The sequence below is a fragment of the Corynebacterium silvaticum genome, assembly GCF_004382825.2.
Classification (GTDB): Bacteria; Actinomycetota; Actinomycetes; order Mycobacteriales; family Mycobacteriaceae; genus Corynebacterium; species Corynebacterium silvaticum.
The window spans coordinates 564,778-581,014 of sequence record NZ_SDQO02000002.1 but is presented as its reverse complement, the minus strand read 5'-3'; the positions used below and the strand labels follow the sequence as shown (position 1 = coordinate 581,014).

Sequence of the window (16,237 nt, the reverse complement as noted above, 5' to 3'; positions counted from 1 at the left end):
TACAATGGAGAAGCTGTCAGAACATGTTACCAACTACAACGGATTCGCAGAAGCACACAGCATTCAGAAATATCTTTACATAGACAGCATCGATGCTTCTTTACACACGATTCGTAAGATAATGACGGAGAAAGACTTAGTTACTAAGTACGGTTTTGTTGTCAGCATAGCGTCCATCGCCATTGCATTTTAGTCGCAGCAAGCATCGTTTTCGTCGCAGGAATTTCACAAAAAGCCCCAACGAACTAAAAAAGCGCACATCACAAGCCGGCTGGCACACCCCGAGCACGCCTCAGCCGGCTTGCGCTCTTTGGTTAACTCTCGTTAAAGAGCACCTTGGGATCCGTTCCGGTGGCCAGAGCGGCTGCAAGCACAATGCGCGATTGTCCCGCCCGCAAGTAATTCGAGCCAATCACGCCTTTTTGTGCAAGGGTAGCTCCGCCGCCTGCGCCACCATAGGTGCCTTCCACTAGCCCAGCATCCACACGCGTGGTCATAACTATCGGGATATTTTTCTCTGCGGCAGCCACGATTCCCTCTGCGATATCGCCGCCGACGTTTCCTGCGCCCATCCCCTCAATGACTAGGGCCTGCGCTCCGGTGGCGATGGCGGCGTCGACAAGCGCACGAGGTGCACCCGGATAGGCCGCGATAATGTCTACCCGGTATGACTCCAACGGCTTAAAATCTAGCGGCTTAGGCCGAACCAGATCGTCGCCGGCGTTAGTGCGAAAACCATCTTTTTCAGAGGTATGGGATTTGTATGCGCCGCGTGCCCGGATCAGCGTGCCGCCAAAAGCGATAAAAGTGCCTTTCCCTTGATTTTTAGTATCTGTTGCTGCGGTGACAGCCAAAGTGAGGTTGTCGGGACCGTCAGTGTGAGGATCGTCGAAAGGCAGCATCGAACCGGTAAAGACCACAGGCTTATCACCGCTGAGGAACGTGTCCACGGCGATGGCCGATTCTTCCATCGAATCAGTACCGTGCGTAACTATCACGCCTGTGACGTTGTCTTCCTTCACCGTCTTAAGCACTTCACGGATAATGGTATCTGTATCCTTCAACGTCATTGCAGAAGAATCCAGCTGGCTTACCTGACGAACCTCGATCGTGAGTTTGTCTTGAGAAAACTTTTTATACACAGGCGTTACAAGCTCTTCACCGCTTACCGTGGGGACCAGCGCCCCGGCAACATTGGTACTAGCGATAGTTCCACCGGTAGATAAAACGACTACATGCCCAGAGATCGCTGAATAATCTATCTCCTCAGCGTGGTTGGTGGCGCCACTGGGTTGAGAACCTTCTTGTGCACACGCAGTAAGCACTCCAATACCGCCAGCCGTAGCTAGAGCAGTGGCCCCGAGAAAGCGGCGGCGAGAGAACAACTGAGTCATACGATCCTACCTTCCTTCTTGCTACTCAATGCGGCCAATGATTCCATTCACCGCAACGCTTATAAGTGTTATCGCGCGAATGCCAAAAGCACCTTTGCAGGGATACAACGCCCGTGAAAACTAATGTCACGATCATTTTTATCCATGCAAAGGTGTTCTTTTGTCTGTTCACCAACATGCGCTAGGCATGGACTAGACAGTGATTGAAAACTAGCTACACGGCATCAACTTAGGAAGCACGACCTTAGCCAAACCGCCAAGGGAGGTTTCGCGGTACTTGGAGTCCATGTCCTTGCCAGTCTGATACATCGTCGTGATGATCTGGTCTAGTGATACCGTCGGGTTCGACTCACGCTGCAAAGCCATGTTTGCGGCGTTGACGGCCTCCACAGCAGCCACGGCGTTACGCTCGATGCAAGGAACCTGTACCTGGCCACACACGGGGTCACAGGTAAGGCCCAAGTTGTGCTCCATTGCAATCTCAGCTGCGATGAAGACCTGCTGCGGGGTTCCGCCCATAAGTTGCGCAACACCGGCCGCCGCCATCGAACAAGCGACGCCCACCTCTCCCTGGCAACCGACCTCAGCACCAGAAATAGAAGCGTTCATCTTGTAGAGCGCACCGACAACCTTGCAGGTGAGGAAGTAATCGGTGTACATCTTCTCATCCACAGGCGCCACCAACTTGTCCCAATAAGACAGGACAGCGGGCAGAACGCCACAAGCGCCATTTGTAGGAGACGTAACAACGCGACCACCAGCAGCGTTTTCCTCATTGACGGCAAGGGCAAACATATTAAGCCAGCTCATCATGCGCAATGGCTCATTCTCGCTCGTGTTTTCCAAGCGAGTCCGCAGTGCCTTTGCACGACGCGGGACCCGAAGCTCACCGGGGAGAATTCCCTCAGCGCTCGAACCACGTTCGATGCCAGTACGCATCACGTTCCAGACCTTGGCCAGGTGATCACGCACGTCCTCTTCAGAGGCAGCTGATGTCTCATTGCGCCACTCTAGCTCCGGGATGCTGAGCCCTTCAATGTCGCACATCGTGAGAAACTCTTCTGCGCTGCGGTAAGCAAACGGAACGGAAGAAGTATCCTCATCGGCTGCCCCGAAGTGCTCTTCATCCACGATGAATCCACCGCCGATAGAGAAATACGTCTTATGTAGAAGCACTTCTTCTTCAGAGAACGCAGTGATGGTCATGCCGTTCTCATGCAGCTGCAGGCAGGTGTTGTGGAAAACGATGTCCTTCCCGCGTGGGAAGTTCACTAGTTTCTTTCCACCAGACAATGGCAGGCGTTGAAGAGAGGCTACCTCTTCCAAGAAACTTGGCATCGCATCGATGTCCACGGACTCTGGCTCAAAACCAGCAAGACCCATGATGATGGCTTTATCGGTTGCGTGTCCGATACCGGTGAGGGACAAAGAGCCATAGACATCTGCTTGTACACGGACGGTGGCGTCGAGAAGCCCTCGTGCCTCAAGCTCGTCGGCAAAGGCCTTTCCTGCCTTCATCGGGCCGAGCGTGTGTGAGCTCGAAGGACCGATGCCGATCTTGAACATGTCGAAACTACTGATAAACATTCTTGCTCCTAGGGAACAGTGCGAGGTTATCGCGGGAAACTATGGGGTGTTTTAGATTGCTTGAACGATGTTGTAGAAGATCGTGCCAAAGGCAACAAGACCCATGAAGAAGATGAAGTAGTTCGAGAGATGTCCACGGTACTTCTGCAGAGCAGGAACCTTGTGGATGGCGTACATCGGCATCAGGAAGAGGAGGATGGCGATGGTAGGACCGCAGAGAGTCTCAATCATTCCGAGGATAGAAGGATTCAACCAGCCGACGAGCCATGCGGTGACCAGCATGAAGGACAGCGTGATCAGAGCAAGCTTGCGATCGCCCTTGGCCTCAGCGGATGCCTCCGCACCCTTCTTGGAGATCAAGCCCTGGAAGCCTTCTGCAGCGCCGAGGTAGTGGCCCAAGAAGGATTTAGCCACAGCGATCATGGCGATGATAGGAGCAGCCCACTGGATGACGGGGTTATCAAAGTGGTTAGCCAAGTAGGACAGGATGGTGATGTTCTGCGACTTTGCCTCAGCAAGGTCTTGTGGGGAAAGGCTTAGTGCACAGGAGAAGACAAAGAACATAACCACGCAGACCATGAGGATCTGAGCAACCTTCAGGACCTTACCGGTCTTCTCATCAGCATGGATGCCGTACTCTTCGCGCTTTTCTACCGCAAAGGAAGAAATAATTGGCGAGTGGTTAAAGGAGAACACCATAACGGGGACCAAGAGCAACAGGGTGACCCAGATGCTGTGACCGGTCGCTGCCGAGGCGGATTCCAGGGAGAAGGTTCCAAACAAGGATGTGTTCCACTTAGGCACCAAGTACAGGGACAGCAGAACCAGGATGCCGATGAATGGGAAGACCAACACGCTCATAGCCTTGACGATCACGTCGCGTCCCAGGCTCACCACAAAGATCAAACCGCCGACAAGGATAAGGGACATGAGCCAACGTGGCCATGGGGCCACTCCGAGCTGGTGCTCCAGGAACGAGTTAACGGTGTTGGTGATGGTAACCGAGTACACCAGAAGAATCGGGTACACAGAGAGGAAGTAAAGAATGGTCATGAAGGCGCCTGCCTTCCGACCGAAATGCTCCTCGACGGCGTCCGTGAGGTCTCCGCCTTCTTTAGAAGAAGAAAGAACGAAACGCGTCAGGCCACGGTGAGCCCAGTAGGTCATCGGGAAGACAACGATCGTCATCACGATCAGCGGAATGATGCCGCCAATGCCTGCGTTAATAGGAAGGAAAAGGACACCGGCACCGATGGCGGTTCCGAAAAGGCTCAGGGCCCAAACGGTGTCACTTTTACGCCACTTCGGTGCCGATGTCGAGTGAGACGGCGACGAGTCTGACGATGATGAATCGGCCGAGCCTGAGTTTGCTGGCACGGAAATTGTCTGCGACATGGGTTCTCCAAAAATTCTCGCGAATTCCAAACCAAAGAATTCAGGAAGTCCTTGTCACTCTTATCCATCTCCTCACCTATTCCAGCCCCATCACGATGGGCCTCGGTATAAGTACTAGGAAACAAGAATGGGAGCTCATGACGACGTGTGACGCCAGTTACGATTAACATCCTTCTGTCTTTGGTGTTACACCTGGACAATAACCACGGAACTAGGCAGGTTAAAAATATTAACCGGCTATTTTGGTGTAATTAATATCTCCCCAACAGACCCTTGTCTACCCGAAAACCAATTGTTCACTAGGTATCACATGAGATATCCCCCGTTTGCGCAGCTCAACAAAACGGGCATCGCTTACCCCACCGCATAAACTGACGCGTATTTTTTCTTTTTATAATTCGACAGACTTCTCAAAGAATGGGATTTTTATCACTATAGAAGGTATGCTACTCCAACATAATCCACAGTTTTCACGATTTTCAGAAGAAAACAAAAATGTCCGATTACTGCTTTTTCTTCCCGCTCTACTCCTAACCGGACAGTTTTTAGAAATATTTCTCCGAGCCCACTCCGAAAAACCAAGAGCAGAAGCGCTAAAAGACACAAAAAAACAAAGTCACCCACTAATTGGTAGTGGGTGACTTTGTTTTAAGCCTTACGCTACGTTTACCTAGCTAAGACCCAATCGGGATAAGAACTCTTAGTTCTCAGCCTTCTTGAAAGGGAAGCCGAGTTCACGCAAAAGCGCACGGCCTTCCTCATTGTTGGTTGCAGTGGTAACAACGGTGATGTCCATACCGCGAGGACGGTCAACCTTGTCTACGTCGATTTCGTAGAACATGGTCTGCTCAGCGAGACCGAAAGTGTAGTTGCCGTGTCCGTCGAACTGCTGGTCAGAAAGACCACGGAAGTCACGAATACGAGGCAGAGCAACAGTCAGCAGACGGTCCAGGAACTCCCACATGCGGTCGCCACGAAGGGTAACGCGTGCGCCAATCGGCATGCCCTCACGGAGCTTGAAGTTAGCGATGGACTTCTTCGCACGCCGCAGCTCAGGCTTCTGACCGGTAATAAGGGTCAGATCCTCAAGCGCACCGTTGATCAGCTTGGAGTCACGTGCAGCGTCGCCGACGCCCATGTTGACAACAACCTTGGTCACACCAGGAATCTGCATGACGTTCTCAAAGGAGAACTCTTCATTCAGCGCGGTGCGGATTTCTTCACGGTAGCGGGTCTTCAGACGCGGGGTGTAGTTCTCGCTCATGATTAGATGTCCTTCCCGTTACGACGCGAGATACGGACCTTCTTGCCGTTCTCATCGAAGCGGTAACCGATACGGGTCGGGTTACCGTCGGAGTCTAGAACCATAACGTTAGAGACGTGGATTGGAGCTTCCTGGGTGACAATTCCGCCAGACTCAGCGCCGCGCTCTGGAGCAGAGTTAGCAACGTGCTTCTTTACACGGTTAACACCCTCAACGAGGACCTTATCGGTCTTCGGGAAAGCCTGAATGACCTTGCCCTTAGCACCCTTATCGGGGCCAGAGATCACCAGAACCATATCGCCCTTATGGACCTTCATTCTTAGATCACCTCCGGTGCAAGAGAAACGATCTTCATGAAGCGCTTGTCGCGCAGCTCACGAGCAACGGGGCCGAAGATACGGGTACCCTTAGGCTCGTTGTCGTTCTTGATCAGAACAGCAGCGTTCTCATCGAAGCGAATGTAGGAGCCGTCTGCACGACGGGTTTCCTTCTTTGCGCGAACGATAACAGCCTTCACAACCTCGCCAGCCTTGACGTTGCCGCCGGGGGTTGCTTCCTTGACAGTCGCGACAATAACGTCGCCGATGCCAGCAAAGCGTCGGGTGGAGCCACCAAGAACGCGGATGCAGAGAATCTCTCGTGCACCAGTGTTATCGGCAACCCGCAGACGCGATTCCTGCTGAATCACTATGGGTCTCCTGACCTGGATGTTTGTGCGGCAGATTTCCGAACTGACGCACGCGGTCTATGTACTACTACCTACACATGCTCAACGAACCATCAATGGTCGAGGGGTCTCGGCCGCGACACTCGGAAACTAGTGCACAATCAGCCGACCTATATAGGCAACCTGAACATTTAACCACAAGCCCCACCACACCAGCAAGCTTCACCTCATATCAAACCCAAGAGCCTTCCCAACAAGCCCCCACGCGCCGCCAACACCCTCAAGAGATTTAGGACATTGCTTTACGACGTCCCCTCCCACCCAGACATTCCACCAAACACCCCAGCCAGGCCAGGAACCTGCAAACCACCCCCAAACGGGGAAAGGTGGGTGGTTTTCATTCTGGATACCTTTTACAAACGACCTGTTGGCCAACAGGAACAAGCGGAATAAATGTTAAATCCGACATCTTTTCAGATTAAAAATTTCCCCCGATCTACCATATCTACAAAGGTGAAAGACAGAAAACGAGGCTTAATAAGCAATAGAAGCATGGAAATAATTAATTTGAACTTTCTTGAAAGAATCACACAAAAAGTCCCTCATCTCTGCTAATTTTCATACTTAATATGAACTGACTCACGTTAAGAGTGTTTAGTGATTCCCTTTACTTTTGGCAGGTAAGGCTTCATCCAACGCTCACACATAAAATCACGACAGGCAGCCCATACCTATGATCAAGTTTCTCATTAAGAAAACGCTTGGCTGGTTGGCCATGATTTTTCTCGCGGTGAACCTTACATACTTCCTCGCGTCCTTCTTCCTTAATCCCCGTTCAAACTATGTTGGCCGCCGACCGCCTGTTCCGGAAGATCGTGTCGACGCGATACTGAGCCCGCTCAACCTCAATGACAAAGAACCGATCATTGAGCGCTGGTGGCACTGGCTTTCCAACATCATCATGCACTGGGACTAGGGGTCTTCACCGCTAGGCGATTCCGTAAACTCTCAGATCTCCTATCGCATCTGGGTTTCCGCCCAACTTCTGCTCCTCGCCACAATCATTTCCGTGCTGCTTGGCGTAGGCATTGGTGTTTTCACGGCTTTCCGCCAATACAAAGCCGGCGATCGGGTCTTCCAGTTCATCTCTATCCTGGCCATGAACATCCACGTTGTCGTGGCATCCATCGTGGTTGTATGGCTTGCTATTAAAACTAATCAGGCTCTAGGCACCAATCTCTTCTTTGTTACAGGGGCCTCATCCGTGGGCGTTGAGGGATTCTTACCCAAGCTCATCGATTACGCGCAGCACCTCATATTGCCCACCGTTTCACTCATCATCATCTCTTACGCGAGTTACCACTTTCTCCAGCGCTCAATATTGCTCGACAACATCGACGCCGACTATGTGCGCACTGCACGTGCAAAGGGACTCACCAGGGCACAGGCTGTGCGTCGACACGCTCTGCGCACGTCCATCATCCCCGTAGCTACTACCGTCGCATTCTCCATACCCGGAATTTTTACCGGTGCGATTATGACCGAAACGATCTTCGGATGGCAGGGCATGGGGCAATATTTCGTCTCCACTATTAATAAGAATGACATCCATGGAGTTGTCGCAGTCGCTGCCTTTGGTGCCCTTATGACGGCCATCGGCGCAGTCCTCGCCGACATCTTTGTTGTCATTCTCGATCCACGAGTCCGGGTGAGCTAACCATGCGCAAGGAATATCGCAATAACGGCGAGGATCGGCACGAGGACCTCTCCCCCAACGTTCTGCCTACCGCAGACCTCACGGTTTCCAGCTCTCCGCTGGCGCAAACCAACACCTCTAGCGTCACAGAATCGGAAATCCTCAACGCCCAGCAGGGTATTGAAACAGCGCATGTTACTGTGCAAAAACCGATGAACAAATACCGTCTCTATCTGCGCGTTTCCTTCGCAACAAGACGGCAGTAGTCGGCTCAGTAATCCTGTTTCTGCTCTTCCTGCTGGCGATTTTTGGTTCTTTCATAGCTCAATGGGACTTTGATGACCCAGACTTTTTAGCACTGAGTAGCCCGCCTTCCCCTGAGCACTGGTTTGGCACGAGTTCTTCAGGAAACGATCTTTTTGCCATGGTCGTTCATGGACTTGGACGTTCCCTCACCATCGCCATCACTGTTTCACTCGCCACTACCCTTATCTCCGCATTCGTCGGTTCCACTGCAGCTTTGCTCGGCGGACGCCCCGAACGCGCGATCTTAGGGATTATTCACTTCCTCCTGGTGATCCCATCCTTCCTCATCATTACCCTTATTGTTTCTGGCTCCGGCGGTGACTGGAAACTACTCATCGTGGTTTTGATTGCATTCGGATGGATGTACTACGCCCGAGTGATCTGGTCTATGTCGCTGTCCCTCAGAGAACGGGAATATATCAAGGCAGCCCGCTACATGGGGGTCTCTAACTTCACTATCATTCGCCACCACCTTATCCCCAACATTGGCTCGCTTCTTGTCATTAATGCCACGTTAGGTGTGGTCAGCGCGGTCATGAGCGAAACTGGGTTGTCCTTCTTGGGACTTGGCGTCAAGATCCCCGACGTATCCCTCGGTACCCTGCTCTCTACCGGCGCGAATTCACTCTTATCTTCACCTTGGGAATTCTATTTCCCAGCTGCAGTGCTCACTCTCCTCACCGTTTCCATGGCGTTCATTGCTGATGGTCTCCGCGACGCGCTCGATCCCAATTCCGCAGCAGTTGGAAAGGCTTAAACCATGACTAATCCAGTCCTTAGCGTCCAGAACCTCAACGTCACCTTCCCTTCAGAAGCTGGAAACGTCAACGCAGTTCGCGGTATCTCTTTTGATCTTTATCCTGGTCAGACACTCGGCATAGTGGGAGAATCTGGTTCCGGAAAATCCGTAGCCTCTATGGCAGTCATGGGTTTGCTGCCCGACTACGCCACAGTTACAGGTTCCGTTCAACTTCATGACCGCGAGCTCATCGGGCTTTCCGACGACGCCATGTCCGCAACACGCGGCAAGGAAATTAGCATGATCTTCCAAGATCCACTCTCTGCGCTGACACCCGTATTCAATGTGGGATCTCAGATCGTCGAAGCCCTGCGCTGCCACCAAAAAATTTCTAAGGCCAAAGCGTGGGATATGGCTATCGAGCTTCTGGACCTCGTGGGCATACCTGATCCCAAGCGTCGCGCCCTTGCTTTTCCCCACGAATTTTCCGGCGGTATGCGCCAACGCGTCGTGATAGCCATCGCCATCGCCAACAATCCGTCAGTCCTTATCGCTGACGAGCCAACCACGGCCCTCGACGTGACTCGTGACTATTCAGGCCCAGATCCTCCGACCTGATCAAAATGGCGCAAAAGGAAACTAACGCCGCGACGATCATGATTGCTCATGACATGGGCGTTGTTGCTGGCACCGCGGACAACGTGATGGTTATGTACGCAGGACGCCCCGTAGAATACGCCGGCGTTCACGAGCTTTTCAGCGAGCCTAAGATGCCTTATACCGTCGGATTGCTTGGCTCTATCCCCTCTGTACGCAAACGCGAAAAGGTCTCACTTACCACTATTGAGGGAAGCTCTCCGATCGTGGTTAATCTGCCCGACGAGTGCTCTTTTGCACCGCGCTGCCCCATAGCCACGGACGAGTGCCGTGCGACTGAGCCTGGCCTGCTGCCCATTAATGATCAGCATCAGGCAGCGTGCGTGTATCCGCTCTACTGCGATCTCCCGCGGAGAACTTCATGGCGCTCCGATTTTCCCCACGCCTCCTGTTCATGAGGGCGCCCTCATGCGAATCCCCCGCGAGAAGCGCTCCTGCGTGCTTAGCGTCTCTGATCTGACTAAAACATTCCCATTGGTCAAAGGTGCTCTCCTGAAACGAACGGTGGGAGAAGTCCGAGCGGTGAGCGGCCTGACCTTTGACATCAAAGAAGGCGAATGCTTTGCTATCGTCGGCGAATCTGGCTGCGGTAAGACCACCACGCTGTTGGAGATCATGGATCTGGCCCCGCAAGCACCCACTCAGATTCGGTTAGGTGAGCAAGACGTCGCGGGCATATCCAAGCATCAACGACGACTCCTACGCAAAGACATTCAGATCGTTTTCCAAGACCCCATGGGAGCTCTTGACCCACGACTCACTGTCGCAGAGATCCTCCGCGAGCCTCTCGATTCCTTGGGATGGGACGGCGATAAAAATGAGCGTATCCGCGAGCTTATCCGACTAGTCGGCTTAAACCCCGCCCATATTGATAGGTTCCCCGGCCACTTTTCCGGTGGCCAACGCCAGCGCATTTCCCTAGCTCGTGCGCTTGCTGCCAATCCCAAGTTGATCGTCCTTGACGAGCCCGTCTCTGCTCTCGACGTCTCTGTCCAGGCAGGAATGCTGAACCTCCTCGATGAGCTCAAAGCCCGCCTAGGCATCAGCTACCTGTTTGTGGCTCACGACCTCTCCGTTATCCGTCACATTTCTGACCGTGCCGCAGTAATGTACCTGGGTCGTTTTGTCGAACAGGGCGATACAGATTCTCTCTTTGACAATCCGCAGCACCCTTATACCAAAGCGCTGCTCTCGGCGATCCCGCTGGCGGATCCCGTCGCCGAGCGCAACCGAAGACGGATCATCCTCACCGACTCGCAGCCTTCCCCCACAGAGGAGATCACGGGCTGCGCGTTTCGGGGACGATGCCCGCTTTACGCCACGCTTGGCGACGCCCACCAGCGTCGATGCCGCGACCAAGAACCGGAGGTACGCAGAATAGACGATTCAGAAAATTCAGATCATCTTCACGCTTGTCACTTTGCGGGTACTCCCCTCAATTAATCCTCTCAACTTAGGAAGAAAGGCATGTCCATGAAACTCAGAAGCCCCAGCGGGAAATTAGCCGCTGTGTTTGCTGCAAGTGCGTTATTCCTTGCAGGATGCGGTGGCGACTCGCCCACGTCGAAGGACGCGCAGACTGCCGATACCATCAGTATCGCCGATTCCAATCCTTTGGATCGCGACAAGATTAAGCAGGGCGGCACGTTCACCACTGCTATTGGTGAATTCTCTGAACAGCAGAATCGCCACCACGCGGATTCCACGCGTTACACCACGATGCTGTGGGAATGGTACAACCCGACACTTATTGATTCCACTCCAGAGAGCGAGTTCTCTTTTAACAAGAACTACGTGACGGATGTGAAGGAAGAATCTTCCAGCTCCAAAACCAAGCTCGTTTACACCATCAACGACAAAGCTGTTTTCAATGATGGAACCCCATCGACTGGCGTGCTTTTGAAACCACCTGGAAAATCAACAAACGGCAAAGACCCTGCTTTTGTCCCCTCAGCCACTGACGGTTATGAGAACATCACTTCGGTGACCAAGGGCGCTAATGACAAGCAAGCTGTCGTAGAATTCGACAGCACCTACCCTTGGTGGACGGGCCTATTCAGTATCATCGCTCACCCAGCGTTGGGTGATCCCCACAACTACAATGACTATGTAAAGAAAGTGCACCCTGAATGGGGCGCAGGGCCCTACAAGGTGGAATCTATCGATTTCAACCGAGGCGAAGCCACGTTCGTTCCCAATGAAAAATGGTGGGGTGACGCACCAAAGCTAGATAAGCGCATCTTCCGTCAGATGGACACCACTGCGGCTGTCAACGCGTTTAAGAACGGTGAGATCGATTCTACGGCTGTTCCGTCGAAAGACCGCTACGCTGCAGTCAAGGATATGCAGGGTATTGAGCTCCGCACCGGTCGTCTACCTAAGAACGCATTGCTGCTACTCAACGCAAAGTCCGATATTTTGCAAGATATCAAGGTGCGCGAGGCAGTATCTCGTGGTCTAGACCGTAAGCTGCTGTCCTCGATCTGGTTCCAAGGCGTTCCTTACACCGAGGATCCTCCTGGATCTCTCATCAACTTCCCCTTCCAGAAGGACTATCAGGACAACTTCTCCAAGGTAGCTACCTTTGACGCAGACAAGGCTAAGGCTCTTCTTGATGAAGCCGGCTGGGCTGAAGGCCCCAACGGAATCCGTGAAAAGGACGGCAAGCCTCTAGCTATTCGATATGTTTTGGTTGGTGAAGACGAGCAAACTACGTCTGTTGCTAAAGCCAGCCAGAAGATGCTCAAAGACATCGGTATCGATTTGAAGATCGAGACTCATCCATCCTCTGATTTTTCCAAGCTCGCAACCAGTGACGACTACGACATCTTCCCCATCGGTTTCACCGCTGGCGATCCTTTCGGCGTCACGTACTTCGGGCAAACGTACCTCTCCGATTCCCAGCTCAATCGTTCTCACTCGGGAACCCCCGAACTTGATGCTAAGATTCGCGAGCTCCAGGCGCTTCCTACCCGTGAGGAACAAATCAAACGTGCAAACGAACTGGAAGTAGAGGCTCTCGCTCGCTACGGGGTAATCCCTGAATTCAACGGCGTTAATATCGTCGCGGTGAAGAAGGGGCTTGCTAACTACGGCGCCTATGCTTTTGCTAGCGTTCCCATAGAAAACATCGGCTGGGCTGCCGAATAAAGATAGTACAAACTAGTACAAACCGGACCATACTGAACTGCTCCCCGCTAGTTCAGTATGGTCCGGCTTGTTTTTGCCATCACAGGCTTGCAAGAGCCCAGAGCTTACTGCTCTGTGCAAACGCGGTGCATATCTCAATTTCTCAAGATATACACCGCGTTTGCGATTAGCCAGGAGCTAATTCTCTGTCAAAGACTACTTAGCCTTCTCAATGATCTCAACGAGACGGAAGTGCTTGTCCTTGGACAGCGGACGAGTCTCCTCGATGCGGACGAGGTCGCCGACGCCGGCGATGCTGTCCTCATCGTGTGTCTTGACCTTCGAGTTGGTACGAATGGTCTTGCCGTACTTGGCGTGCTGCTTGCGGTCCTCAAGCTCAACAACGATGGTCTTCTGCATCTTGTCAGAAACCACGTAGCCGGTGCGGACCTTGCGTGCGCCCTTTTCCTTCTTGTTCACGTTTGCCTCACTCATGTTTAAGCCTCAGCTCCCGGAACCTCGGACAGGCCCAGCTCACGCTCGCGAATAACGGTGTAGATGCGGGCGATGTCGCGCTTTACCGTGCGAAGGCGGCGGTTGTTGGTCAACTGGCCGGTAGCAGCCTGGAAGCGCAGGTTGAACAGCTCTTCCTTGGCTTCGGTCAGACGGGTCTTCAGCTCCTCGGCGTTCAGCTCGCGAAGCTCGTGTGCGGGGGTACCGTTAGCCATTAGAACTGGTCCTCCTTCTTAACGATACGAACTTTGCAAGGAAGCTTCTGGCCTGCACGGCGCAGAGCCTCAAGAGCTACCTCTTCATTCGGGAAGCTCATCTCGAAGAGGATACGACCCGGCTTGACGTTAGCGATCCACTTCTCCACGGGGCCCTTACCGGAACCCATACGCACGCCGAGCGGCTTCTGGGTCAGCGGACGATCCGGGAAGATGTTGATCCACACCTTGCCACCACGCTTGACGTGGCGGTTGATGGCGATACGTGCAGACTCGATCTGACGGTTGGTGATATAGGCAGGCTCAAGAGCCTGGATGCCGTAGTCACCGAAAGTGATGCGGTTACCGCCCTTGGACACGCCACTACGAGTCGGACGGTGCTGGCGACGGTATTTGACGCGCTTAGGGATAAGCATTCTTAGCCCTCCTGCTTCTGCTCAGCGCGGTTACGACGCTGGCCACCGCGACGCGGGCATGCGTTGCGGTCACCACGGCGGCGACGCTCTACGGGTGCATTGATCTCGCTCTCACGACGACCACCGACGACGTCACCCTTGTAGATCCACACCTTGACGCCAATGCGACCGAAAGTGGTGTGTGCCTCGTAGGTGCCGTAATCGATCTCGGCGCGGAGGGTGTGCAGCGGAACGCGACCCTCATGGTAGCGCTCGGTGCGGGACATCTCGGCACCGCCGAGACGACCGGAACAAACAACCTTGATGCCCTTGACCTGTGGCTGGCGCATTGCAGACTGGATAGCCTTGCGCATTGCGCGACGGAATGCCACACGGTTGGTCAGCTGCTCGGCGATGGACTGAGCCACCAACTGAGCGTTTGCATCAATGTTCTTGACCTCAAGGATGTTGAGGGCGACCTGCTTGCCAGTGAGCTTCTCCAGCTCTTTGCGCAGACGGTCTGCCTCAGAACCACGACGACCAATCACGATGCCCGGACGAGCGGTGTGAATATCGACGCGGACGCGATCGCGGGTGCGCTCGATAACGATATCGGCGATACCTGCACGGTCCAAGGTCTTTACCAAGTACTCGCGGACACGGATGTCCTCAGCAACGTACTCGGAGTAGTTCTTGTCGGCGTACCAGTGGGACTTCCACTCGGAAGTGATGCCCAAACGTAGGCCGTGAGGATGGATTTTCTGGCCCACTACTTGGCCCCTTCCTTCTGGCTCTCAACAACCACGGTGATGTGGCTGGTGCGCTTGCGTATCTGGAAAGCACGACCCTGAGCGCGGGGGCTGAAACGACGCATGGTCGGCCCCTCGTCGGCAAAAGCCTCAGAGATGACCAGGGAGCGGCGATCTAGACCGAAGTTGTTCTCAGCGTTAGCGGCTGCAGAAGCAACGACCTTTGCAACCGGCTCAGAAGCAGCCTGTGGAGCGTACTTCAGGATTGCGAGTGCTTCCTCGATGGACTTGCCGCGGACCAGATCGATCACACGACGTGCCTTCATAGGAGAGACACGGACGAAGCGCGCGGTAGCGCGTGCGGAGGTGACAGATTCACTCATCGCTTATCGACGTCCCTTCTTATCGTCCTTGATGTGACCCTTGAAGGTCTTGGTGGGTGCAAACTCACCGAGCTTGTGGCCGACCATAGAGTCGTCCACGAACACTGGCACGTGCTTGCGACCGTCGTGGACGGCGAAGGTGTGGCCAATGAAGTCCGGGAGAATGGTGGAACGGCGGGACCAGGTCTTGATGACCTGCTTGGTGCCCTTTTCGTTCTGAGCATCGACCTTTGCGAGGAGGTGCTCATCGACGAACGGGCCCTTCTTAAGGCTGCGTGGCATCTAAGTTTTCCTCCTCTTAGCGCTTCTTGCTCTTGTTCGTGCGACGACGCGACACGATCATATTGTTGCTGTAACGGTTGGGGTTGCGGGTACGACCCTCTTTCTTTCCCCATGGGGAAACAGGGTGACGACCACCGGAGGTCTTACCTTCACCACCACCGTGTGGGTGATCGACCGGGTTCATAACGACACCACGGACGGTCGGGCGGACGCCCTTCCAGCGCATACGGCCGGCTTTACCCCAGCGGATGTTGATTTGGTCAGCGTTGCCGACCTCGCCCACGGTTGCGCGGCAACGGATATCCACGCGGCGGATTTCCGAAGACGGCATACGCAGAACTGCGTACTTACCAGCTTTACCGAGGAGCTGGATGGAGGCACCAGCGGAACGAGCCAGCTTAGCGCCTGCGCCCGGCTTCAACTCGACGCAGTGAATGGTGGTACCAGCAGGGATGTTACGCAGCGGAAGGTTGTTGCCAACCTTGATGTCTGCAGCAGCACCAGATTCGATCATCTGGCCCTGCTTCATACCCTTAGGAGCGATGATGTAGCGCTTCTCGCCATCTACGTAGTGCAGAAGTGCGATGTTAGCGGTACGGTTCGGGTCGTACTCAATGTGAGCGACCTTTGCGGGAATGCCGTCTTTGTCATTACGACGGAAGTCGATGACGCGGTACTGGCGCTTGTGTCCACCGCCCTTGTGGCGAACGGTGATGTGGCCGTGAACGTTACGGCCGCCCTTCTTAGGGAGCGGGCGAACCAGAGATTTTTCCGGAGTAGAACGAGTGATCTCGTCGAACATGGAAACGGAGCTCTGGCGGCGACCCGGGGTTGTCGGCTTGTACTTACGAATAGCCATAATTTGT

General features: G+C 53.8%; 14 protein-coding genes and 3 pseudogenes. 4 read left to right on the top strand and 13 right to left on the bottom strand.

Translation table 11 applies throughout. From position 1 onward, the window contains the following. Positions 1-314: 314 nt before the first annotated feature. From ET810_RS06935 to rplN, 6 genes are all read right to left on the bottom strand, one after another. Positions 315-1,394, bottom strand: a complete 1,080-nt coding sequence (locus ET810_RS06935; protein WP_087453392.1) for an asparaginase — start codon at positions 1,392-1,394, stop codon at positions 315-317. A gap of 210 nt (positions 1,395-1,604) precedes the next feature. Continuing rightward, positions 1,605-2,981, bottom strand: coding sequence for an L-serine ammonia-lyase (locus ET810_RS06930; protein ID WP_087453391.1), 1,377 nt, complete (start codon positions 2,979-2,981; stop codon positions 1,605-1,607). A gap of 51 nt (positions 2,982-3,032) precedes the next feature. Beyond that, complete coding sequence (locus ET810_RS06925) at positions 3,033-4,376, bottom strand: serine/threonine transporter (protein ID WP_087453390.1); 1,344 nt, start codon at positions 4,374-4,376, stop codon at positions 3,033-3,035. 700 nt (positions 4,377-5,076) lie between these two features. Further along, positions 5,077-5,640: a 50S ribosomal protein L5 gene (gene rplE / locus ET810_RS06920; protein ID WP_013910805.1), complete on the bottom strand. Its 564-nt coding sequence runs from the start codon at positions 5,638-5,640 to the stop codon at positions 5,077-5,079. A gap of 2 nt (positions 5,641-5,642) precedes the next feature. Then, a complete protein-coding gene (gene rplX, locus ET810_RS06915) occupies positions 5,643-5,957 on the bottom strand; it encodes a 50S ribosomal protein L24 (RefSeq protein ID WP_087453389.1) in 315 nt (104 codons plus the stop codon). Between the two features lie 2 nt (positions 5,958-5,959). Beyond that, positions 5,960-6,328, bottom strand: coding sequence for a 50S ribosomal protein L14 (gene rplN / locus ET810_RS06910; RefSeq protein ID WP_013241217.1), 369 nt, complete (start codon positions 6,326-6,328; stop codon positions 5,960-5,962). A 712-nt stretch (positions 6,329-7,040) separates the two neighbouring features. Between rplN and ET810_RS06905 the strand changes: the two are divergent. From ET810_RS06905 to ET810_RS06890, 4 genes and pseudogenes are all read left to right on the top strand, one after another. Further along, positions 7,041-8,024, top strand: a pseudogene (locus tag ET810_RS06905) (ABC transporter permease). A 2-nt stretch (positions 8,025-8,026) separates the two neighbouring features. Beyond that, positions 8,027-9,066: pseudogene (locus ET810_RS06900) on the top strand (ABC transporter permease). A gap of 3 nt (positions 9,067-9,069) precedes the next feature. Continuing rightward, positions 9,070-11,148: pseudogene (locus ET810_RS06895) on the top strand (dipeptide ABC transporter ATP-binding protein). Between the two features lie 24 nt (positions 11,149-11,172). Continuing rightward, positions 11,173-12,855 (top strand): ABC transporter family substrate-binding protein, encoded by a 1,683-nt coding sequence (locus ET810_RS06890; RefSeq protein ID WP_087453388.1) that lies wholly within the window; start codon positions 11,173-11,175, stop codon positions 12,853-12,855. A gap of 195 nt (positions 12,856-13,050) precedes the next feature. On the opposite strand, the gene rpsQ is transcribed toward ET810_RS06890, so the two are convergent. Genes rpsQ through rplB form a run of 7 tightly spaced genes read right to left on the bottom strand, consistent with a single transcriptional unit; the run spans position 13,051 to position 16,230 of the window. Next, a complete protein-coding gene (rpsQ, locus tag ET810_RS06885; protein ID WP_087453387.1) occupies positions 13,051-13,329 on the bottom strand; it encodes a 30S ribosomal protein S17 in 279 nt (92 codons plus the stop codon). Between the two features lie 2 nt (positions 13,330-13,331). Then, the gene (rpmC, locus tag ET810_RS06880) at positions 13,332-13,562 is read right to left on the bottom strand and encodes a 50S ribosomal protein L29 (RefSeq protein WP_004566751.1); all 231 of its coding nucleotides are present in this window, start codon (positions 13,560-13,562) and stop codon (positions 13,332-13,334) included. Continuing rightward, positions 13,562-13,978 (bottom strand): 50S ribosomal protein L16, encoded by a 417-nt coding sequence (gene rplP / locus ET810_RS06875; protein WP_013241210.1) that lies wholly within the window; start codon positions 13,976-13,978, stop codon positions 13,562-13,564. The genes rpmC and rplP overlap by 1 nt, the downstream gene beginning before the upstream one ends. Positions 13,979-13,980: 2 nt before the next feature. Beyond that, positions 13,981-14,727, bottom strand: a complete 747-nt coding sequence (gene rpsC, locus ET810_RS06870) for a 30S ribosomal protein S3 (protein ID WP_087453386.1) — start codon at positions 14,725-14,727, stop codon at positions 13,981-13,983. Then, a complete protein-coding gene (rplV, locus tag ET810_RS06865; RefSeq protein WP_013910798.1) occupies positions 14,727-15,089 on the bottom strand; it encodes a 50S ribosomal protein L22 in 363 nt (120 codons plus the stop codon). The genes rpsC and rplV overlap by 1 nt, the downstream gene beginning before the upstream one ends. A 3-nt stretch (positions 15,090-15,092) precedes the next feature. Continuing rightward, positions 15,093-15,371: a 30S ribosomal protein S19 gene (gene rpsS, locus ET810_RS06860; RefSeq protein WP_013241207.1), complete on the bottom strand. Its 279-nt coding sequence runs from the start codon at positions 15,369-15,371 to the stop codon at positions 15,093-15,095. Positions 15,372-15,387: 16 nt separating this feature from the next. After that, positions 15,388-16,230 carry a 50S ribosomal protein L2 gene (gene rplB / locus ET810_RS06855; RefSeq protein ID WP_013910797.1) on the bottom strand — a complete coding sequence of 281 codons (843 nt, stop codon included), beginning with the start codon at positions 16,228-16,230 and terminating at the stop codon, positions 15,388-15,390. Positions 16,231-16,237: the final 7 nt, after the last annotated feature.